Source organism: Pseudoalteromonas sp. SCSIO 43210 (genome assembly GCF_054133285.1).
In genome coordinates, this window is record NZ_CP087225.1 from 3,930,135 (window position 1) to 3,952,292 (window position 22,158).

Below are 22,158 nucleotides of genomic sequence, written 5' to 3' on the forward strand. Positions count from 1 at the left end.
AAATAACTTAAGTTCGTGCTTCAAGCATTAGGCGTTTCATATCGCGGACTGCTTTTTCCAATCCATCAATCGCGGCGCGAGCAATGATAGCATGACCTATATTAAGCTCGTAAATTTCTGGCATTGCTGCAATCGGTTTTACATTATGATAATGAAGTCCATGTCCCGCGTTAACAATCAGCCCCAAATTCGCTGCGTATTTAACACCTTCACGAATGTGCTCTAACTCTTTGTGTAAATCGGTATCATTTGTTGCATCAGCATACGCGCCTGTGTGTATCTCTACATAAGGAGCACCACATTCTTTGGCTGCATCTAATTGCACTTTATCTGCATCAATAAATAACGATACTTTAATGCCTGCGTCAGTAAGCGTTTTTGTTGCGGCTTTAATTTTATCTATATTACCCGCTACATCTAAGCCACCTTCGGTTGTTAATTCTTCGCGCTTTTCAGGTACTAAACACACGTACTCAGGTTTTACTTCAAGCGCTATTTTTATCATTTCATCGGTAACAGCGGTTTCAAGATTCATACGTGTTTGAATCGTTTTAGCCATCACGTAAACGTCGCGGTCTTGAATATGGCGACGATCTTCACGTAAGTGAATTGTAATGCCGTCGGCGCCTGCGTGCTCAGCAACACTGGCTGCATGAGCAGGGTCTGGATATATAGTTCCACGCGCTTGGCGAAGCGTTGCAATATGATCAACGTTTACACCCAAAAGAATATCTTTCATTATTTTACCTGTAAAATTACGATTATTGAGAAGCACTAAAAAGCTCACGGCTCTTTAATGGCTTATTACCTAACAAAGGCTTTAATAAATATCGACTTAATTGTTTTGCCATATATAACACATCCGTTTGGCTAAAGTCATGATTTGCTATCGCATTTAGTTGTAAACCGCTAAAGCCAGAACGCGTATCTTCTTGCACTAAAAAACCAAACTCAGGAAAGTAACTATACGTTTGCGTCTCGTCTATTGGTTCACCACTGGCATCAAAACTAAAATCGACGCCATAGCCAAGTAGCTCTAATAATTGAAACTCGTATGAGCGAAGCACAGCTTGTAAATTAGCCCCACTGTTTAGGTTTTCTAAATGCGTTTTATAAAGATGAAAAACCTGTTCTATAGGTTCATTAATAGGCACTATTCGGTTAGTTAATTCATTTAAATAAAAGCCACAATAAAGCTCATCACCTTTTAAAAAAAGTGGTGTGCCATGTAGCTCAAACTTATTGATGTATTTTAGATCGTATTTACCACTGTAATGGACAAGTAGTGGTTGAAAAGGTTGTAACTGAGCTTTATGTTTAGTGGCCTGGCGGCCACTAATGCGTGCAATCATTCTAAGTTGCCCAACGCCTTCTACAAGCATATCAAGCATTACTTGCGAGTCACTGTAAGGACGTCGATGCAATAAATAAGCAGTGTAGAAGTCGCTATCCATAGATAATACTAATTATTGGTTTAGTCTTCACCATAACCTAAGCTTCGTAGTGCTCGTTCATCATCAGCCCAACCAGATTTAACTTTCACCCAAAGCTCTAAAAATACTTTGTTATCAAGCATTTCCTCTATGTCTTTACGGGCTTCACGGCCAATGGTTTTTAGCTTTTCGCCTTTATTACCAATAACCATGCGTTTTTGTGTTTCGCGCTCAACAAGAATTAATCCGTTGATATGCCAAATACCGTTGTCTTGCCATTTAAACTGTTCAATTTCAACAGTAACAGAATACGGTAATTCTTCACCCATGAAGCGCATTAATTTTTCACGGATAACTTCAGCTGCCATAAAGCGCATTGAGCGGTCAGTGACGTAATCATCCGGAAAATAAAACTCACACGGTTGTAAGCGCTTAGTTACTTCAGCTTTGATTAAGTCTATATTTTTTCCCTGTTTTGCAGACACAGGCATAATACCAACAAAATCAAACTTATCGCCTAACCACTTCATATGAGGCAATACAAGATCGCGGTCTTTAACTTGGTCTATTTTATTAATAACCAATAATACCGGCTTACCACTTTGCGATACTTTGTTCAGTACCATGTCGTCATCAGCATTCCAGTGAGTGCCTTCAACTACAAATATAATAAGCTCTACATCACCGATTGAGCTAGACGCTGCACGGTTCATTAAGCGGTTAATAGCACGCTTTTCTTCAACGTGTAGCCCTGGCGTATCGATGTAAACAGCTTGATGTTTACCTTCGGTATGAATACCCATAATACGATGGCGCGTTGTTTGTGGTTTACGTGAGGTAATACTTACTTTTTGCTCAATGATCTCATTGAGTAAAGTCGATTTACCAACATTTGGACGTCCTACAATTGCGACCATGCCACAAAACGTATCTACATCACCTTCACGAGGCTGTATTAGGGTATCAAGATTCATTTTTAATTATCTTCAATGCTTTTTCGGCAGCTTTTTGTTCAGCCTTGCGGCGTGAGCTACCAACAGAAATTATGCTATCCATTCCATCAACAATACATTCAACCGTGAATGTTTGATTATGTGCCTGGCCTTTAGTATCAACCACAGTGTAACCTGGAAGAGGCAACTTACGGCCTTGTAGATGCTCTTGCAGCAGGGTCTTCGGATCTTTTTGATTAAGCCCTGGTGAAATAGCATCCAAGCGAGATTCATACCACGCTAATATAAGCTCGCCACAGCGGTCGATACCTGAATCTAAAAATGCAGCACCAATAATTGCTTCTACTGCATCGGCAAGCGTTGACTCACGACGGAATCCGCCACTTTTAAGCTCACCCGGACCTAAGCGTAAATAATCGCCCAAGCCAAATTCAAGACCAAACTCGGCAAGAGTTTGACCTCGTACAAGTGTTGAGCGCATACGGCTTAAATCACCTTCACGCGCTTTAGGGAATTTGGCATAAAGTGCATTAGCAATCACAAAGCTCAAAATAGAGTCACCTAAAAATTCTAGTCGCTCATTATGTTGACCTTTGTGGCTGCGGTGCGTCATTGCCTGCTCAAGTAAACCTTGATCAGTAAATACATAGCCAATTTTGTCATATAATTCTGTTACATTTTTTTTCATTGTTACTGAATATTACCTAGGCGCTCAAAGCGAACACCAGTTGGAACCCATCCTGGTAAAATATCATCAGGGCCATTCTCAAATTCAAAACTCATCCATATAAAGACAGCTTTACCCACCAAGTTTTCTTTTGGTACAAAGCCCCAAAAGCGACCATCTTGGCTGTTGTCGCGGTTATCACCCATCATAAAATAATGATCAGCAGGAACAGTCCATTCATCAGAAGGCGTGCCCGGTTGCTGGTAATAACGCCCTTTTCTTTCAGGCGCTTGTGGGTTGATTAAAATATCATGCGTAACTGTTGTTAAATTTTCATTTACGCGAGCTAGAGGCATTGGGCCTTGTTTAAATTCGTTATCATTAATTAATTTAAAATCAATTTTATTGAATTCATTACATAAAAGCTCACCCTGCTGGGTTTCGCCTTCTTTACAATTAGGCTGAATATATAAACGTTTATCACGATAAACAACTTTATCGCCAGGTAAACCTATTGTACGTTTAATATAGTCAACTTTTTCATCTAACGGGTATTTAAAAACAACAATATCACCACGTTCAGGTTCACCCATATCAACTAATTGGGTACGCCAAACAGGGTCTTTTATTCCATATGAGTACTTTTGCACTAAAATAAAATCACCAACTAGCAGCGTAGGCATCATTGAACCCGATGGAATTTGAAACGGTTCAAAGATAAATGATCTAAAAATAGTAATCGCAGCAATCATCGGAAAAATCGACTTTGCCGTTTCTGTTATTACTGGCTCTGGCGCTATTAATGCAGCTGTTTCGTCATCTAACGGCGCACCTGCAGACTTTTGCGCTATATCTAAAAGCACTTGCCTTTTAGGTGCATACAGTAAGTGATCTATTAACCATATTAAGCCTGAGCCCAAAGTTAATAGCACCAATAAAACTGAAAAATAACCAGCCATTTATAATCCTTTGTTTTTATTTACCAACTTTTAAAATAGCTAAAAACGCTTCTTGAGGCACTTCAACATTACCTACTTGCTTCATTCGTTTTTTACCATCTTTTTGCTTTTTAAGTAATTTTTTCTTACGACTCACATCACCGCCATAACACTTAGCGATTACGTTTTTACGTAATTGCTTGACTGTGGTACGTGCAATAACATGCTGTCCAATCGCTGCTTGAATCGCAATATCAAACATTTGACGTGGAATAAGTTCTTTCAATGCATCAGCTAACTGACGACCACGAGATTGTGCACCATCTCTGTGAACAATAATCGCAAGCGCATCAACACGTTCACTGTTGATCAAAATATCAACACGCACCATGTCTGATGTTTGGAAGTGCTTAAAGTTATAGTCAAGCGATGCAAAACCACGGCTTGTAGATTTTAATTTATCAAAAAAGTCCATGACCACTTCAGCCATAGGTAGCTCATATGTAACAGCTACTTGCTTACCGTGATAAGTCATTTTTGTTTGACTACCACGTTTTTCAATACATAAGGTAATAACATTACCTAGGTATTCTTGTGGTACCAAAATATTTGCTTCAACAATTGGTTCACGAATCTCTACAATATCGTTTACAGCAGGTAGATCAGACGGATTATCAATCTGAAATGTACCTTCTTTAGTAACTATCTCATAGATTACCGTAGGTGCAGTTGTTATTAAATCAATATCGTATTCACGCTCTAAACGCTCTTGAATGATTTCCATGTGTAGCATGCCTAAAAAGCCACAGCGGAAACCAAAACCTAGTGCGGTTGAATTCTCTGGTTCAAAGAATAACGACGCATCGTTTAGGCTTAATTTGTTAAGTGCATCACGGAATGATTCATACTCATCTGATGCAATTGGGAACATACCCGCATAAACCTGAGGCTTAATCTTTTGAAAGCCAGGTAAACGAAGTGGAGCTGCATTTTTTTGATGAGTAATAGTGTCACCTACTGGCGCACCATGTATCTCTTTAATGCCCGCAATAACAAACCCTACTTCACCTGTTCTTAAAATACCGGTGTTGGTTTGCTTAGGTGTAAACACACCCACTTGGTCGGCAGTATGGATATGCTCGTTCGACATTATTTTTATTTTATCGCCAGTGCGTAATTCACCGTGCTTAATACGCACTAGTGATACAACGCCTTGGTATGGGTCAAACCAAGAATCGATAATAAGTGCTTGTAAAGGTGCATCTTTGTCGCCTACTGGTGGCGGAACATCTTTAACAATCATTTCAAGTACTTCAGCAATACCTACGCCTGTTTTAGCACTACACTGCACAGCATCTAGGGCATCAATACCAATAATCTCTTCAATTTCTTCTGCAACACGTAAAGGGTCTGCTTGCGGTAAATCGATCTTATTAAGTACTGGAATTACTTCTAATTCCATTTCAATAGCGGTGTAACAGTTAGCTAGTGTTTGTGCTTCAACGCCTTGGCCTGCATCAACAACGAGTAGCGCACCTTCACATGCAGCTAAAGAACGCGACACTTCATACGTAAAATCAACGTGTCCTGGAGTATCAATGAAATTAAGTTGGTAGGTTTCGCCGTCGTTCGCTTTGTAATTCAACGTTACACTTTGCGCTTTAATGGTAATACCACGTTCGCGCTCAATATCCATTGAATCCAAAACTTGTTTTTGCATTTCACGGTCGGTTAAACCGCCACAAACTTGGATCAAACGATCTGAAAGGGTCGATTTACCATGGTCAATATGGGCGATGATCGAAAAATTACGGATATGCTTCATAAACTGGATTCTATACTTCTATTTTAATGGACTAAATATGAATACCTAAGTGACTTGAAAATACTTGCTTTAGGATGCCATAAGCTCAGTTTGTAAATTACAGACTTAGCTCACGCTTTTTAAGATGGGTTATAATCATTTTATTTAATGAATAACAATAAGTTATGCTTAATAAACTTAAATAAGTCAGTCAGATAAAATAATTTTAAAAACCACAATTCCCTGTATTTCCAAGTTACTTTGGTATAAAACGGCAATTTTACATTTAATTGGCGTCAATCACCATCTATTTGAGTTAAAGGGATACTAATTGGATGAATTTTTATTACTTTTATATCGTGCTTAAGTGATTTAACACGAGTTTTAGCAATAAAAAATCCAGTAATGCCACCTAAAGCCGCCGCTAAGATTTGCCAACCTTCGGCCATTAAAAGTAACTCAGAAGCAATAAATGCAAACGTTAGACTTAAAAATAAAGGTAACATATATACAGCAAAAGCATGTTTAACAACGAGGCTATCATCAAGTGACAAAGTAACTTTTTGACCGACCTCGACTGGTAAGTCGAATCTATATGGAAAGGTTTTTTTTGCGGTGCCGAATAACTTGCCAAACACTTGTGAGCCGCAACGACCATTGCAGCCTTCACAAGCTTGTTTTTGCTGTGCTTCTAAATAAGCAATGTGGCCATCAAGGGCCACAACTGTGAGGGTTTGTTCAATCATAACAATCCTTACGGAATCGTCTATAGTGCGCGGGTAACTGACTCTGCAATTGCTTTTGCGGTCATACTCGGTACATTACCAACAACCGATACATCAAAATTACCGCCATTATGCACATATACCGTCGTTGCACCAGATGTTAATGCACCGCTTAAACGCTTACCAGGTAAAGGTCGCTGTATAAATATAGAGATCTCAACAAAACCATCAGAAAATAAATAATAGTCTGTTAACTCATTATTTAAATCGAGTTTATGCCTGTCAGATTTTAATAATTCAAAGCCATTAGGTAACCAGTTTATATTCCAATTCTTTGCTGTATTCTCTGCACCACCTAAATCACTTTCTGGTAGAGGCGTTGGAAAGTTACGATTGAGTACTTCCAACAGCATACTAGCAGGCTGTTCAGTAACACTAACATGAGTTAGCTGTAGCTGTTCAAGCGCCTCACCTTCGTGGTTCACATACGCTGCTTTTAAAAGTAAAGACGACTCCATATCAAGCCAAATCCAGTAGTTATATTTGAATTCATCTTTGGATTCAATTCGAACTAATTGAGCCGCACGACCTGCAATGCGCCCTTTACCACCCATTACAAAATCATAATGTGCGCTCAAACGCTCAATGTCTTTAAATAACACTTCAGGAATGGGGCCAGCAATCGAATCAGTTTTAAGAGAGTATGGCTCTGACTGCGGTTCAAAATAAGTGACTTGATTATTAACACGAACCATTTCAAGGCCTGCGCCATTGAGTAAACTTAAATGCTCAAGCTCTGTGTCGCCTTGTTTGGCATGGACCCAACGATATGGTTCCATTGTTTTACCCTTAACAACCACAAATGAAGCATCAAAATTACGGTTATGTACGGCATTAGCCATTTTAAGTAATAAATCTTTGGCAGGATTTATATCGTTGGCAAATGCAGTAAAGCTAACTACCAACGACAGAATAAAAGTGATTACTTTCATTTAATTAGTTTTTTTCCTCTTGCGCTTTTATACTATTTTGCGCTGTTTGAAGCGAGTTAGCAACACGTGCTTGTCGTTGATGCTCTAAAACTAATGCGCCAATACGTTGTTGCTGCAATTCACGTAAGCCTTGTTCAGCATTTTCAAGCGCTGGCTCAGATGAGTAACTTACTGGCGAAGCCATACCTGTTAAAGGGGTAGTTTGCAGTAAAGGGATTTCGCTTTGCTGCTGATTGTTACTTTGCGGAAGTGTATTAACGCCCACAATAGCAAACATTGCCACACTTGCTGCAATCGCTAGTTGGGCAACAGGTTTGCGCCAATTAAAAGCAACTACATTATTTTTTACAGTTTCAGTGACTGCTTGAGGCTCTGTGTTTGGCTGGTTGAAGTCAGCATAAACAGGCTCGCTTTCTAATGCTAATGCAACGCGATCGCTAATATCAATATGTATGTCATTATTATTTTTTTGAGCACGCATTGCATCACCAATTAACGCATAACGGCCAAACGTGGTTACATCTTGCTCTGCAATTTTTGCATCAGTTAGATGTTGTTCGCCATCAAGTAATGCCGATAACACTTCGTTATCTAACTTGTTAAGGTGTGCTTTCGTCATACTAAGACTCGCCTATTAATGGGTTTAATTTGTTATCAATTGCTTCTCGGGCACGAAAGATACGCGAACGCACCGTCCCGACAGGGCAATCCATGACCACTGCTATTTCTTCATAGCTCATCCCTTCGATTTCTCTTAGGGTTATCGCAGTTTTAAGATCTTCAGGCAAACTATCAATCGTATTAAAAATAACAGCGCGTACTTCTTCGCTTAAAAGTAGATTTTCAGGGGATGCATTTGAACGCATCGAATCCGCACAGTCATAAAATTCAGCTTCTTCAGCGTCGATATCATTTGCTGGCGGTTTACGGCCCTGTGCTACTAAGTAATTTTTAGCACAATTAACGGCAATACGGTATAACCAAGTATAAAAGGCACTATCACCTCTAAAGTTTGGAAGTGCACGATAAGCTTTTATAAATGCTTCTTGTGCTACATCTGCAATATCACCTTGGTTTGATACATAACGTGATATCAAACCTGCAATTTTATTTTGATACTTCTTTACTAATAGATTGAAGGCGTTTTTATCACCCTGCTGAACCCTTTTTACTAGCGCTAAATCTAATTCCTGCTCGCTCATTCGAGCCGGTACTCCTATGTCTGATTTTTGCTTGTTATTCATAGTGTCGCTATTGTTCACAAATACTCTGACCTCTACATGAATAAAAAGTTCTGTTTAATATTATTTTTTTATAAAATAGTTCATAAATAACAGCGTTAGGCTATTAAAATCACTACGTAGTAATATGACAAATATGATACAACTACAGATATTGAAAACAAATATTGCTCTATACGAGCATTGTAACCGCAAAGTACCTCTGACATGAACCAAAATAAACACCACATTGCTGATGTCGCTATTATCGGTAGCGGCGCAGCAGGCTTATCACTAGCTTTATCTTTAGCTAATTTTTGTAACGTTACCGTAATTAGTAAAGGGGCTCTGACAGAAGGCTCTACATTATATGCTCAAGGCGGTATAGCTGCTGTATTTGATAAACAAAATGACAGCATAGAATCCCATGTAGAGGATACACTCGATGCTGGCGGCGGCTTGTGCAACAGAGAAGCCGTCCACTACACTGCAAGCAACGCCCATGATTGCCTGCAATGGTTAATTGATCAAGGCGTGCCTTTTGATATGGAATTTGATAGTAAAGGCAAAGAGCGCTTTCATTTAACGCGCGAAGGCGGTCATAGCCATCGTCGTATTTTGCATGCAGCTGATGCGACTGGCAAAGCAGTACAAACTACATTAATAAGCCAAGTAAAAGCGCATAAAAATATTACACTTTTAGAGCAATACAACGCAATTGATTTAATTACTGATAAAAACACCGAAAAAACAGCTTCGCATATTCACGGTATGTATGTGTGGAACAAAAAAGCTAAAAAGGTAGAAACCATTTCGGCAAAATTTGTTGCCCTGGCGACCGGCGGGGCAAGTAAAGTGTATTTGTACACCTCAAATCCTGACGTATCAAGTGGCGATGGTATTGCAATGGCGTGGCGGGCGGGCTGTAAAGTGGCCAATATGGAATTTAATCAGTTCCATCCAACAAGTTTATATCACCCTGAATTACAAAACTTCTTAATTACTGAAGCTATGCGTGGTGAAGGCGCTTATTTAAAACGCCCTGACGGCACTCGCTTTATGAAAGACTTTGATGAGCGTGAAGAACTTGCTCCACGCGACATTGTTGCACGCGCAATCGATTTTGAAATGAAACGCCTCGGCGCAAACTGTGTTTACCTTGATATTAGTCACAAAGATAAAGATTTTATTATTGAGCACTTTCCTACTATTTATGCGAAATGCTTAAGTGTAGGGCTTGATATAACCAAAGAAGCAATCCCAGTTGTCCCCGCTGCCCACTATACTTGCGGCGGTGTAATGACCGATTTTAACGGAAAAACCGATTTAGATAATTTATACGCTGTGGGTGAAGTAGCTTATACAGGCCTTCACGGTGCAAATCGCATGGCAAGTAACTCATTACTTGAATGTATTGTGTTTGCCCATGCTGCTGCAAAAGATATTTTAAGTAAAATAGAGCATGCGCCAGAGCTTATAGCACTTCCATATTGGGATGAAAGCCGAGTTAGTAACTCCGATGAAGAAATTGTAATTACCCATAACTGGCATGAACTACGATTATTCATGTGGGATTACGTTGGTATTGTTCGATCAACTAAGCGTTTAGAGCGTGCACTGCATCGAGTTGAACTATTACAGCAAGAAATACATGACTACTATGCTAATTTTAGAGTCAGTAATAATTTGTTGGAGCTACGTAATTTAGTGCAAGTAGCTGAATTAATCATTAGAAGTGCAATGGAACGCAAAGAAAGCCGTGGCCTTCATTACACTATTGATTACCCTGAGCAAAACGAAAATCCAACACCAACTATTTTGACCCCGCAGCGCCACTAATAGCGCTAAGTGTTGCACGTTTTAATCGAGCATAGCTTTGTTCGTTAACTCCATTGGCTGAAATAATTAGCCAATGGTTTTTACTAAAGCCTTTAATATAAAGCCATACACTGCTACCAAGTATGCGACTTTGAGTACTTATTTCACCTTGAATTTTTAGCGACTGACTTTCAAATCTAAATAGGTTTGGCTCTAAAATAACAACTCCCCGTATCGGGTGAGCAGCTAAAACTTTTCGCCAAACAAATAATCCAGCCACTGTATTTACTACAACACAAAAAAGCATTGCCAGTACAGAACTTAAAAATAAGCATAATATCAAAGCCAGCATACAAAAAAAGACCACAACTGGTTTATGGTCTGCTTTATTATCTGTAACTGTAAATCTATACACGAACTCTATCTAAAATAAGTGAAACCATTGTATTTAACTGCTCATCTTTACACTCTTGATGCCCCATAAACCATGCAAATAAATCAGGGTCTTCTTCTGTTAGCAAACGCTGAAAGATAGCTTGCTGCTCTGTGTTCAAAGAGTCGTATGCTTCTTCTACAAACGGCATAAACAAAACATCTAGCTCTAACATGCCACGACGGCAAGCCCAACGAATACGTGCTTTACTATGAATTTCAACCATTTTAAACCTCATACTTAATTGACTCGAGTTTAACAAATGCGTGTCAACTTATCAGCTATTAATCGCCGATTAAAATAATAATCCACGCCAATTAGCGCTTGTCTGTACCATACGTAACAACTACGTTATTATGTCACTTCATTTATATTGCAAAGAAGGTTTTTATGTCGAGCGTTTATGCATGTCCGTTATCTCATCAACTTATTAGCCTTAGCGGTGCTGATAAATTATCTTATTTGCACGGGCAAATTACTCAAGATCTCAATAAATTAACCAGCAGTAACTATTTATGGACTGGCCATTGCAGTGCCAAAGGAAAGCTTTGGGGTGTATTTAAATTATTTTCTTATCAAGATAACTATTACCTTACAGGCAGCGCAGCCGAAGTAGAAAAGTCGTTAGTTGAACTTAAAAAATACGCTGTATTTGCAAAGGTCGATATAAATGTCTCCTCTGAGCGTTTAATTGGCTTAATCGGCGATGACTTAACAGACGTACTTGCTCAGCTTAGTATAACATTTGAAGACGATGCTACTGCGTGCGACTTTAGTTATGGTAAAGCATTAAAGTTAGCAGATAATCGCGTGTTATTGATGGTTGATAGCCAATTTAGTATTCCTGATAATATATCGACTCTTGATAACGATGCGCCCTGGAAACAAGCAGCAATTTTAGCCGGCGAACCACAATTAAGTAGTGAAGCTATTGGGGAATATGTTCCGCAGATGGTTAACCTACAAGCTATTGGTGGCATTAGCTTTAAAAAAGGATGTTATACAGGTCAAGAAACTGTGGCCCGTATGAAATACCTTGGTAAGAATAAACGCGCAATGTATATCGTTTCAGGACAAAGCGAAGGGATTCTTTCAGAGCCTGATTTAGAAACCCAATTAGGCGAAAACTGGCGCCGTGCGGGTAAACTTATAACGCAAAGTTTTGATGAGCAAACAAATAAACTAACAGGCCTCGTTGTGTTGCCAAACGATACTGATGTAACTCAGGTACTTCGTGCAAAACACACACCTCAGGTGGAGCTAAGCATTCTGCCTCTACCCTACTCTCTTGAAGATGAATAAATAGGAATGACTATGATCGTTGCGGCAAACAAAGTGGTAAAAATGCATTATTCGGTAATGGATAATGATGGCAATAGCATTGATAACTCGTTCGGTGGTGAGCCGCTACACTTTATCATTGGCACAGGCTATTTAATTTCAGGCCTAGAAAATGCTTTGCTGGGCAAGCAACCAGGCGACACGCTTAGCGTAAAGGTTGAACCTGAAGAAGGTTACGGCGAGCGCCACGACAACCTAATGCAAGCGGTACCTAAATCAATGTTTGAAGGTATGGAAATTGAAGTTGGCATGCAATTTCGTGCATCAACAGATGATGGCGACCAATCAGTAATGATCATCGATATTCAAGATGAAGAAGTGATTGTAGATGGTAATAACCCGCTTTCAGGTATAACACTTAACTTTGATGTAGAAATTCTAGAAGTGCGTGATGCAACACAAGACGAATTAACTCACGGCCACGTACATGGCGAAGGTGGGTGTGGCCACGACCACTAATATTGTATACAGCAGATAAAAAAGCGCCTAAGGCGCTTTTTTTATATCATATTGTTGCGCTTAACCACTTCAGTTTCGCTTTTTTTCTTACTAGGAAGTGCTATTGATACTTTCTTTTCTTTCAATGCGGCTAGTAAACCTTTTTGATCGTTTGTACCTACACGATACATAGTGCCATCCTTAAGCGTTAGCTGTATTGCACTAAAACCAGATACTGTATACACCCAACCATCGTGAGTAATACGGATACCTATACCATGGCGATATGAATTTTGTACTGCTTTTACTTCAGTAATCTCGCTAAGCAAAATACTTTGCCCAGCAACACCAGGCCCAAACGCCCAACTTATTTTATTATCATCAACTTTTACTGTTAAGCCATGAAACAAAAAGCCCACCAGCACTAAAATACCAGTAAATATCATTAAAGGTCCATCTGCACCTAATAAGTTCCACGCTAGTGCAACAAATCCGCCTATCCATGCTAATACAAAAAAAATGAACACCGCGTACTGCTTATGCTGATACATAACACTCTCTAAAATTAAATAAATACTTAAAAGTTATAAACCAAGGTTGCACTAAGCTCTGAATCAAACTTAAGTTTATCATCCTCGGGTTTTGAATTATAACGGTACATATACGCAAACTTAAGTGATACAGCACCAACGACTTGGCTTATTAATGCTGTTTCTGATTTAAAACGAGAATTAAGACCCGAGAGCGATTGCTCTACACTGACATCTTGATTAAAACGAGTTCGCTTAGAAACCAAACGCTCCCATTGCATTGCAACTCTGACTAAATAACCCGTTTTATTTATATCGTCCTCACTTACATCTGACTCTTCATCAGCAACGGAGCGATATAAACCGGGTCCTACATCAATATCAACTTTGTTTTTAACACCTTGATATACACGAGTACCGTAACCGGTTGCGATTGTGCTTTTAAAATCTAAGCCGCTAAATTCATCTTCTTCGTAATCGCCGTAAATAAAAAAGGATGAGTTTTTCACACCCACTTTATAATTACCCTGTGCAGAGACAAACACACGATTAGCTGTTACATCGCTGTCGCCTGTTTCATCGTTTTCATCGCGCTTATAAAGGGAGTCTATTTTGAATTGATTACGCCACTTCTCAAAGTCTTGATATAAATTACCTTTGAGCTTAAAACTGGTCGAATTAGCGTTGCCTTTGCTAAGAATAAAGCCAAACTCAGTATCCCCATAAAGCATTTCACCTTTGTGTAACTCATGGATCTCTTCATCCGAAAGCTGTCCATATTCATGAAAATCTTCAAAAGGATCAACAGCCCAGCTTGGGCTACTAATCAATAAGAGAATTAAAAATAAATACTTACGCACAAATACGCTCTCTTGCACACAATTATAAACAAACAAGCCATATGGGCTTATTCACTTTCTTTCCATAAAATATGACAAAACGGCGCGTCTTTATCACGACTAATTAAAATTTTTGCAAATAAGGCATCTTCATTTTCAAATTCTAAACCGACTAACACTTGAATAAAGTGCTCTGGTTCAATTTCAAGTGCCACAAAATCTTGCCATTGGTCATCTGGCTCATCTTCTTCAATAAAGCCAAGATCTTCTCGGTATTGATTAAAGTCTTCAACATCTTTATCGCTCAAGTTATTTGGCGCTAGCTCTAAAAAAATATCATAGGCTTGATGAGTTGCTTCTTCTATCGTGTGTAAACGTGGGCCAGACATGAGTGATTAACCTCTAAGCTTTTAAGTGACATCATAATAACAAAACTAGCATCTATATAGATAAAAAAACGCTTAAATACCTTACTTTTTTATCATCACTGCACTCATTTCGAAATATTTATATTGTTATTAGCAAGATCAACAATATAAGACTTTGAATTACTCAATTAATTCATTTTTTGTGTAAAAACTTTCTCTCTTTACTTAATTAACTTAACAACATAAGCTCAAGTAACAGGTCAGAGGAGTGTGTAATGATAAAACTAGAAAAACAACATGGCATTGCTACCGTCACGCTTAGTAGAGCAAAAAAGCAAAACGCATTAAGCTTTCAAATGTTTGTAGAGTTAAACAAAGCCATTAAAAGCATAAAAAGAGATCGCAGTATTCGTGCTGTAGTAATAAAAGGCGATGGCGAGCATTTTTGTGCAGGCCTTGATATATCAGCTGTCATGGCGGCACCATTGAATATTATAAAATTATTGCTCAAATGGTTACCTGGCAATCAAAACTTAGCGCAAAAAGTAGTATTAGGCTGGCAGTCACTAAGCGTTCCTGTTATTGCACAAATTGATGGCAACTGTTTAGGAGGGGGCTTACAAATAGCACTAGGTGCCGATTACAGGATTGTTCATGTTGATGCCAAGCTTGCCATTATGGAAGCACGCTGGGGGCTGTGCCCCGATATGGGCGCAAATGTAATCATGAGCGCTTTAGTTAAGCGTGACCAAGCACTTTGGCTTGCAAGCCACGCAAACCCAATCACAGCACAACAAGCAAATGAGCTAGGTTTGGTTACTCAGCTTACCGATGATACTCAACAAGCCACGCAAAACATGCTCAATACATTACTCGAGCGCTCACCCGATACGCTTGCTGCTATTAAACGTGTTACACAACTTAGCTATAAACCAAACCAACGAAAAATACTCGCTAAAGAAACCTTCAGCCAAATTCGCTTATTGCTAAACCCAAACACTAAAAAAGCAATTGCTAAAGCAAAAGGAAAAGCGGACATAACCTACGCAGATACAAAGCACTGGTAGACAATGCATAAAAGAGTTTGATTTGTTAAAGTTAAGCTCTTATCTTTTCTGTGAGCCACTTTGATGAAATATCTGCTCAGTAGCGCTATTATTTTACTATGTTTAGCCTGCGCTAAACTCATTATGCACTTTATTGGTGGAAGCTTTCCTGCACCGTTACTCGCTATGGTTATTTTATTAGTTTTACTCTTATCGGGTATTGTAAAAGAGCAACATGTAAAACCATGCGCCTCCCCTATTTTAAATATTATGCCTATATTTTTCATTCCTGCGGGTGTGGGATTTATTGAACATCTCGGCCTTATAAAATCGCACTGGGCATTTTTAGCATCAGTTGTGTTGCTAGTTCCTATAACTACCTTATTGCTTGTTAGCAGTGTAATTGCGTACTTTAAGGGAAAAGAAAATAATGACTGATTTTACTTTTTCCGCTATTTCAGAGCTACAGCCCAATTTATGGTGGCTAAGTATTCCTTTTATAATTGCATTGTTTTTAGCACTAAGGGCCGTAAACCAAAGTATAAAAAATAGCGTATTAAAATCGCTCACCAACCCCGTATTTTTAAGTATTAGTATTATCGCTTTATTCCTCGTTAATCTAAATTTGCCTTATACGCAATTTGCCACGCACAGCAAATTACTAAGCTGGTTATTAGAGCCCGCAATTGTCGCTTTAGCGCTTCCTTTATATCAGCAGTTTACACACGTACGAAAAAATCTATTACTTATAGTCGCAACATGTAGCTTAGGTATTGTTAACGCAACCGTTGTGGCATTTTTGCTAAGCATATTATTTAATGCGCCAGCGCAGCTAAGTGCATCTGTTGCCGCACTCAGTGTCACTACACCTATATCTTTAATCGTCACTGATTCATTGGGTGGAATCAGTTCACTTGCTGCAGCTTTAGTTATTTTTATTGGTTTACTAGGGGCTTTATTTGGTTTTATGCTTTTTAAACTCGTTAATATTTTTAATCACGAATCTCAAGGCGTTGCCATGGGCACAGCTTGTCATGCAATTGGGACTGCCGCTGCTATTGCCGAGCATCCAAAAGTTGGCGCTTACTCATCGGTTGCAATGGCGCTAAGCGCTTTACTAACAGCGATTATAGTACCGCTGTTATATCCATTTTTAGTCAACATTTTGCTATAGTTGGAAAAATACAACATAGCCCTAACATAGAGCGCTTTATGATCAGTTCTGAAATCGAACAGTTTGAAAAATATTACACCATGCTTACTGAGTATATGGTTACCTACAGTATGCAAATTGTCGGTGCTATTTTTATCGTCCTCATTGGTTTGTGGATAGCGCAAAAGCTTGCCAAATTTGTAGCTGCGTTAATGACCCGCCATAATGTTGACATTACGCTCACTAACTTTGTCAGTAGCGTGGTAAAAGTACTGCTAATTGTAATGGTTATAATTATTGCACTTGGCAAAATAGGTATCAGCGTTACGCCATTTGTAGCAGCTATTGGTGCTGCGTCTTTAGGTGCAGGTTTAGCACTACAAGGAATGCTCTCTAACTATGGTGCAGGCCTTGCCATTATAGCCACTCGACCTTTTGTTGTTGGTGATACTATTGAAGTTAAAAATGTAAGCGGCCAAGTTAAAACAATTGAGCTTGGCTACACAATTTTAATCAATGAAGAAAAAGTAGAAATTACTATTCCAAATAAACATATTGTGGGCGAAATACTTCACAACTCGTTTAGTTACTCATTGGTCAAAGGTGAAATAGACATAGCTTATAGTGCATGTTCTGATAGCGCCATTAGTCTTATTGAAGAGGTACTTAAAGCGCACAAACTGGTCGCACAAAACCCATTATCGCAGGTCGGTATTGAACGTTTTGCCGATAGCGGTGTTACAATCAGCTACAGATATTGGGTGCCTACTACTAAAATTATCGAAACCAAACTGGCTATTAACGGCGGTGTTTATAAAGCAATTAACAACGCTAAGATTGAAATTCCATTTCCTCAACGCGTTATTACAATTAATAAAAACGGTTTAGAAAGTTAATTTAGTTTTAAGTGTGAGCCTGCTTAGCCGCAAGCTCACACATTTTAGAACAAACTAAATATCAATTAGTAAACCATCGTCTTGTTTAATTTTTTCAATCACCATATAAGTGTGGTGCGTACCGACTCCCGGTATATCAACTAAATCCCCCAATACTTGTCTATACTCTTCCATGTTAGACACGCGTATTTTTAATAAATAATCATAGCCACCAGCAACCATGTCGCATTCAACCACTTGCTTAATTTTTAAAATATGCTCTCTAAACACTTTAAATACGGCTGTATTTGAGGTAACAAGCGAAACTTGCACATGAGCAACTAAGCTTTGATTTAGCTTAGCTTCACTAAGTTTTGCATAATAGCCTTCTATGTAGCCCTCTTGCTCTAAACGTTTAACACGATCAAGGCATGGGCTAGGGCTCAAGTTAACCTGTTTTGCCAGGTTAACATTAGAAATTCTGCCGTTCTTTTGTAGAACGTCTAGTATGGCTAAATCGATACGATCTAGCATGCGTAATCTATTTGGAATTGTCATAACAGAATTTTATGCGGATAAGTTAAATTTATGCCCTGTAAATTATCGTAAATCGCGAAATTTAACCAGCATATTCTGCGGAATTTTAATTAGAATGCACTCACAATATCACTGATAATTTATTGGTAATTAATTTTACTTTAAATCCTAAACACTCCTGAGGGTTGCTTATGTTATTCAACGGCGATTTAACTACTAACTGTCCTATTAGACAGAAAATTCGTGACTTTTACCGCATAGACGAAAATGCGGTTATCGATCATATTTTACCGCTTGCAGAAGTGGGCGTAAAAGCACGAAGCCGTGCATGGGAAAGAGCCCGCCAGATTGTTTTAAACATTCGTAAAGAGCAAGATGGACAAGGCGGTGTTGACGCACTTTTAAATGAATTTTCACTCTCTAGTGAAGAAGGTGTTGTATTAATGTGTTTGGCCGAAGCTCTGCTTCGCGTACCAGACAAAGCAACTCAAGATGTACTTATTCGCGACAAATTGGCCAAAGGTGATTGGAGCTCTCATTTAGGAAGCAGCGATTCTTTATTTGTAAACGCGTCTTCTTGGGGATTATTAGTTACCGGTAAAATGGTTAACTACACAGACAAAACGAAAGAACAGCAGTTTGGTATGCTTAAAAAGACCATTGGTCGTTTAGGTGAGCCAGTTATTCGTAAATCTGTAAACTTTGCTATGAAAATTATGGGCAAGCAATTCGTTATGGGCCGTACCATTGACGAAGCAATTGAACGTGCTGCCGATACAGAGCAAAAAGGTTATGTGTATTCTTACGATATGCTAGGCGAAGGCGCGCGCACAATGAAAGATGCGAAGCGTTACTTTGACAGCTACATGAATGCTATACACTCAATTGGTAAAGCGGCTAATGGTCGTGGTCCAATTAAGAGCCCTGGCATTTCAGTTAAGCTTTCTGCTATTCATCCACGCTATGAGTTCACTCATAAAGACCGTGTGATGGAAGAAATAGTCCCTAAGTTAAAAGAACTTGCTCTTGCCGCTAAAAAATACGATATCGGCTTTACCGTTGATGCCGAAGAAGCTGACCGTTTAGATATTTCATTAGATGTAATTGAAGCGGTATTCAGTGATGAAGATCTTGGTGATTGGCAAGGGTTTGGTTTAGCGGTTCAAGCGTACCAGAAACGTGCTATTTTTGTAATTGAATGGCTAACCGAGCTTGCGACCCGCGTTGGTCGTAAAATGATGGTACGTTTAGTTAAGGGTGCTTATTGGGATACAGAGATTAAAACCACACAGCAAGATGGTTTAGATCACTACCCCGTATTTACACGTAAAGCCACAACCGATGTTTCCTACAAAGCATGTGCAATTAAAATGCTTGAAGCGCGCGATGTGCTTTATCCGCAATTTGCTACACATAACGCTTACACTGCTGCGACTATTTTAGAAGTAGCAAAAGGCGACAACACTGGTTTTGAATTCCAACGCTTGCACGGTATGGGTGAATCATTATTCGATCAAATCGTTAACGAAGAAAAAATTCAGTGCCGCGTATATGCCCCTGTTGGTCAACACGAAGATTTACTTGCTTACCTTGTTCGTCGTTTATTAGAAAATGGCGCTAACTCATCATTTGTAAATGCCATTGTAGATACATCTAAACCTGTTGAATCGCTATTACCAGATCCTGTAGAAACACTACAAGGCTTACGTAACAAGTATAATACGCAAATTAAAATGCCAATTAATTTATACGGTGAAGAACGTGCTAACTCTAAAGGCATGGATTTAACCGACATTAACGTTATTACCCCTTTCAAAGAGAATCTTGAAAGCTGGTTTAATGAGCATTTAATTGAGCAAAGCCAAGTACCTGAAGGCTCATTAGCCGTTAAAAATCCAGCGAATCATAAAGAAATCATCGGCCACGTTAAATTACAAACTGGCGAAGAGATGAAAGTATTACTGGCTAACGCAGAAGCAGCTTTTGAATCATGGTCGCAAACATCAGTAAAAGAACGTGCAAATTTACTGCGTCGCGTTGCTGATATTTTAGAGCGTCATCACGACGAACTAGTCGCTATCTGTATTAAAGAAGCGGGTAAAGTAGCACAAGACGGTATTGATGAAGTGCGTGAAGCGGTTGATTTTTGTCGTTACTACGCGGCGCGCGCTGAAGAGTTATCGCAAGATGAACGCTTTGAAGCCCGTGGCGTTATTTTATGTATCAGCCCGTGGAACTTCCCGCTTGCAATATTCTTAGGCCAAGTTGCTGCTGCCATTGTTACAGGTAACACAGTAATAGCAAAACCTGCTGAACAAACAAGCTTAATTGCCCTTCGTGCAATTGAACTAATGCTGTCTGTTGGCTTACCTGAACATGTTGTTCAACCGGTTATTGCTCGTGGTAGTGAAGTAGGTAAAACAATTGTTCCTGATGAACGCATTCAAGCAATTATGTTTACCGGCTCTACTGAAACAGGCACATTAATTTCTCAAACACTTGCTGCACGTAACGATATTCAAGTTCCGTTAATTGCAGAAACTGGTGGCCAAAACTGTATGATTGTTGACTCAACGGCGCTTCCTGAGCAAGTAGTTGACGATGTGATCAGCTCTGGTTTTCAAAGTGCTGGGCAACGTTGTTCGGCTCTTCGTGTTCTATTTATTCAAGAAGACGTAGCTGATGGCATCATCGATATGCTTAAAGGGGCTCTAGCTGAGTTACACATTGGCGATCCATCGTTACTATCAACTGATGTAGGCCCTGTAATTGATGAAAAAGCACTTAAAAACTTAAACGACCATGTTGAGTACTTAAAAGGTAATGCAACACTGCATTACGAGTGCAAAATTCCTGATAATACATTAAATGGTGCATTCTTTTTTGCGCCTCGTTTATATGAAATTAAGGACTTATCAGTACTTAAACGTGAAGTATTTGGCCCATGTGTTCATATTGTGCGTTTTAAATCGAGCGAACTTGATGATGTGATGGATCAAATTAACAACACAGGTTATGGCTTAACAATGGGTGTACATTCACGTATTGAAGAGCGCTGTGAATACCTTGCTAAAATGTCACGTGCGGGTAATGTTTACATTAACCGCAACATGATTGGTGCTATTGTTGGTGTGCAACCATTTGGTGGCCGTGGTTTATCAGGTACTGGCCCTAAAGCCGGTGGCCCTAACTACCTTCAACGTTTAGTAAAAGAAAAGGCATCACCAGATAACGTGCAAATGACAAACCTGACGCCAGATGAGCTTGATTTACACCACTACAGCGGTGCAAATGAACAAGTTAAAAAGCTAATGGCTAACTCAATGCGCGATGAAAAGATTTGGCGTGCAACACCGCTAAATGACCGTGTTTCGGCTGTACGTCAGTTGCTTGCTAAAATCGCGACGGTAGAAATTATCGACGATTTAGCAGACGATTTGGCATTAACACTATCAGAAGCTCGTGCACAGCTTAACCGCCTTGAAAAGCACATGCGTAAATTTACTACCCTGCCTGGGCCAACGGGTGAGTCTAATACACTTCATCTAGAAGCGCGTGGTTGTGTCGTGTGTTATGCAGATAAGAGCACATCATTTAACTTCTGGGCATTGTCTATCATTACCGCTATTGCCGCAGGTAATACGGTAATTACTGTAGCGTCTGAGCTGTTTTATGATGAAGCTGTTGCCTTTAAAGATAAATTTATCTCTACAGGTGTTGCTGAAGGTGTTTTCCAAGTTGCTAAACCTAATCAGTTACAAGCTATCTTGGCTCACCCTCATTTAGCAGGTGCAGTAGTTGCTGCTCGCTCGTCTCGCTTAGGCTACTTTAGCCAGCAGCTAGCACAGCGTAAAGGTGCTATTTTACCAGTAATTAGCTCTGAGTATTACGATACGTTAATCAAACGTCTTATTACTGAAAAAACAATCAGTATTGATACAACAGCATCAGGTGGTAACACATCACTAATGACGCTTGTTGAAGATGATGAGTAATTAGAAAACTAATTTCTTAATAGACACGAGAGGCACCTAATGGTGCCTTTTTA

Annotated in this window: 24 protein-coding genes; 8 read left to right on the forward strand and 16 right to left on the reverse strand. The window is 39.3% G+C overall.

From position 1 onward, the window contains the following. Positions 1–7: 7 nt before the first annotated feature. The 10 genes from pdxJ to rpoE all read right to left on the reverse strand — a co-directional run bounded on the left by pdxJ (position 8) and on the right by rpoE (position 8,714). Complete coding sequence (gene pdxJ / locus LOS73_RS17165; protein ID WP_033040037.1) at positions 8–739, reverse strand: pyridoxine 5'-phosphate synthase; 732 nt, start codon at positions 737–739, stop codon at positions 8–10. Positions 740–761: 22 nt separating this feature from the next. Further along, the gene (recO, locus tag LOS73_RS17170) at positions 762–1,454 is read right to left on the reverse strand and encodes a DNA repair protein RecO (protein ID WP_007377525.1); all 693 of its coding nucleotides are present in this window, start codon (positions 1,452–1,454) and stop codon (positions 762–764) included. 20 nt (positions 1,455–1,474) lie between these two features. Continuing rightward, on the reverse strand, positions 1,475–2,407 hold the full coding sequence (gene era / locus LOS73_RS17175) for a GTPase Era (RefSeq protein ID WP_033028994.1): 933 nt from the start codon (positions 2,405–2,407) through the stop codon (positions 1,475–1,477). Beyond that, a complete protein-coding gene (gene rnc, locus LOS73_RS17180; RefSeq protein ID WP_007377527.1) occupies positions 2,397–3,074 on the reverse strand; it encodes a ribonuclease III in 678 nt (225 codons plus the stop codon). The genes era and rnc overlap by 11 nt, the downstream gene beginning before the upstream one ends. 2 nt (positions 3,075–3,076) lie before the next feature. Beyond that, entirely contained in the window at positions 3,077–4,012 is a 936-nt protein-coding gene (lepB, locus tag LOS73_RS17185) for a signal peptidase I (protein ID WP_033040038.1), read from the reverse strand. A gap of 16 nt (positions 4,013–4,028) precedes the next feature. Continuing rightward, positions 4,029–5,816, reverse strand: coding sequence for a translation elongation factor 4 (gene lepA / locus LOS73_RS17190; protein WP_007377529.1), 1,788 nt, complete (start codon positions 5,814–5,816; stop codon positions 4,029–4,031). 275 nt (positions 5,817–6,091) lie between these two features. Next, positions 6,092–6,541, reverse strand: a complete 450-nt coding sequence (locus LOS73_RS17195; RefSeq protein ID WP_033028992.1) for a SoxR reducing system RseC family protein — start codon at positions 6,539–6,541, stop codon at positions 6,092–6,094. A gap of 20 nt (positions 6,542–6,561) precedes the next feature. Beyond that, the gene (locus LOS73_RS17200; RefSeq protein WP_033040040.1) at positions 6,562–7,512 is read right to left on the reverse strand and encodes a MucB/RseB C-terminal domain-containing protein; all 951 of its coding nucleotides are present in this window, start codon (positions 7,510–7,512) and stop codon (positions 6,562–6,564) included. A gap of 4 nt (positions 7,513–7,516) precedes the next feature. Next, positions 7,517–8,131: a sigma-E factor negative regulatory protein gene (locus LOS73_RS17205; RefSeq protein ID WP_033028990.1), complete on the reverse strand. Its 615-nt coding sequence runs from the start codon at positions 8,129–8,131 to the stop codon at positions 7,517–7,519. A 1-nt stretch (position 8,132) separates the two neighbouring features. Continuing rightward, positions 8,133–8,714 (reverse strand): RNA polymerase sigma factor RpoE, encoded by a 582-nt coding sequence (gene rpoE, locus LOS73_RS17210; protein WP_007377533.1) that lies wholly within the window; start codon positions 8,712–8,714, stop codon positions 8,133–8,135. Positions 8,715–8,960: 246 nt separating this feature from the next. On the opposite strand from rpoE, the gene nadB reads away from it, so the two are divergent. Further along, the gene (gene nadB / locus LOS73_RS17215) at positions 8,961–10,571 is read left to right on the forward strand and encodes an L-aspartate oxidase (protein ID WP_007377534.1); all 1,611 of its coding nucleotides are present in this window, start codon (positions 8,961–8,963) and stop codon (positions 10,569–10,571) included. Here the strand turns inward: nadB and LOS73_RS17220 are convergent. After that, entirely contained in the window at positions 10,546–10,902 is a 357-nt protein-coding gene (locus LOS73_RS17220) for a hypothetical protein (protein WP_007377535.1), read from the reverse strand. The genes nadB and LOS73_RS17220 overlap by 26 nt on opposite strands. A 55-nt stretch (positions 10,903–10,957) precedes the next feature. Beyond that, a complete protein-coding gene (locus tag LOS73_RS17225; RefSeq protein ID WP_007377536.1) occupies positions 10,958–11,209 on the reverse strand; it encodes an FAD assembly factor SdhE in 252 nt (83 codons plus the stop codon). A 164-nt stretch (positions 11,210–11,373) separates the two neighbouring features. On the opposite strand from LOS73_RS17225, the gene ygfZ reads away from it, so the two are divergent. Both ygfZ and LOS73_RS17235 read left to right on the forward strand, forming a co-directional pair. Next, positions 11,374–12,285, forward strand: a complete 912-nt coding sequence (ygfZ, locus tag LOS73_RS17230) for a tRNA-modifying protein YgfZ (RefSeq protein ID WP_007377537.1) — start codon at positions 11,374–11,376, stop codon at positions 12,283–12,285. A 12-nt stretch (positions 12,286–12,297) separates the two neighbouring features. After that, entirely contained in the window at positions 12,298–12,783 is a 486-nt protein-coding gene (locus tag LOS73_RS17235; protein ID WP_007377538.1) for an FKBP-type peptidyl-prolyl cis-trans isomerase, read from the forward strand. Positions 12,784–12,824: 41 nt separating this feature from the next. On the opposite strand, the gene LOS73_RS17240 is transcribed toward LOS73_RS17235, so the two are convergent. Genes LOS73_RS17240 through LOS73_RS17250 form a run of 3 tightly spaced genes read right to left on the reverse strand, consistent with a single transcriptional unit; the run spans position 12,825 to position 14,520 of the window. Next, positions 12,825–13,313 carry a hypothetical protein gene (locus tag LOS73_RS17240; protein WP_033040043.1) on the reverse strand — a complete coding sequence of 163 codons (489 nt, stop codon included), beginning with the start codon at positions 13,311–13,313 and terminating at the stop codon, positions 12,825–12,827. Between the two features lie 26 nt (positions 13,314–13,339). After that, on the reverse strand, positions 13,340–14,152 hold the full coding sequence (locus tag LOS73_RS17245) for a DUF481 domain-containing protein (protein ID WP_007377540.1): 813 nt from the start codon (positions 14,150–14,152) through the stop codon (positions 13,340–13,342). Between the two features lie 47 nt (positions 14,153–14,199). Next, positions 14,200–14,520, reverse strand: a complete 321-nt coding sequence (locus tag LOS73_RS17250) for an HI1450 family dsDNA-mimic protein (RefSeq protein WP_007377541.1) — start codon at positions 14,518–14,520, stop codon at positions 14,200–14,202. A 254-nt stretch (positions 14,521–14,774) separates the two neighbouring features. On the opposite strand from LOS73_RS17250, the gene LOS73_RS17255 reads away from it, so the two are divergent. The 4 genes from LOS73_RS17255 to LOS73_RS17270 all read left to right on the forward strand — a co-directional run bounded on the left by LOS73_RS17255 (position 14,775) and on the right by LOS73_RS17270 (position 17,594). Further along, complete coding sequence (locus LOS73_RS17255; protein WP_033040045.1) at positions 14,775–15,566, forward strand: crotonase/enoyl-CoA hydratase family protein; 792 nt, start codon at positions 14,775–14,777, stop codon at positions 15,564–15,566. Between the two features lie 63 nt (positions 15,567–15,629). Then, a complete protein-coding gene (locus LOS73_RS17260) occupies positions 15,630–15,983 on the forward strand; it encodes a CidA/LrgA family protein (protein WP_007377543.1) in 354 nt (117 codons plus the stop codon). After that, positions 15,976–16,719, forward strand: coding sequence for an LrgB family protein (locus LOS73_RS17265; RefSeq protein WP_033040048.1), 744 nt, complete (start codon positions 15,976–15,978; stop codon positions 16,717–16,719). Before LOS73_RS17260 ends, LOS73_RS17265 begins: the two co-directional genes overlap by 8 nt. A gap of 38 nt (positions 16,720–16,757) precedes the next feature. Continuing rightward, the gene (locus LOS73_RS17270) at positions 16,758–17,594 is read left to right on the forward strand and encodes a mechanosensitive ion channel family protein (protein ID WP_007377545.1); all 837 of its coding nucleotides are present in this window, start codon (positions 16,758–16,760) and stop codon (positions 17,592–17,594) included. Positions 17,595–17,648: 54 nt separating this feature from the next. Here LOS73_RS17270 and LOS73_RS17275 read toward each other — a convergent pair whose 3' ends face one another. Then, complete coding sequence (locus LOS73_RS17275; protein WP_033015324.1) at positions 17,649–18,131, reverse strand: winged helix-turn-helix transcriptional regulator; 483 nt, start codon at positions 18,129–18,131, stop codon at positions 17,649–17,651. Between the two features lie 170 nt (positions 18,132–18,301). On the opposite strand from LOS73_RS17275, the gene putA reads away from it, so the two are divergent. Continuing rightward, positions 18,302–22,105, forward strand: a complete 3,804-nt coding sequence (gene putA / locus LOS73_RS17280) for a bifunctional proline dehydrogenase/L-glutamate gamma-semialdehyde dehydrogenase PutA (protein WP_033028985.1) — start codon at positions 18,302–18,304, stop codon at positions 22,103–22,105. Positions 22,106–22,158: the final 53 nt, after the last annotated feature.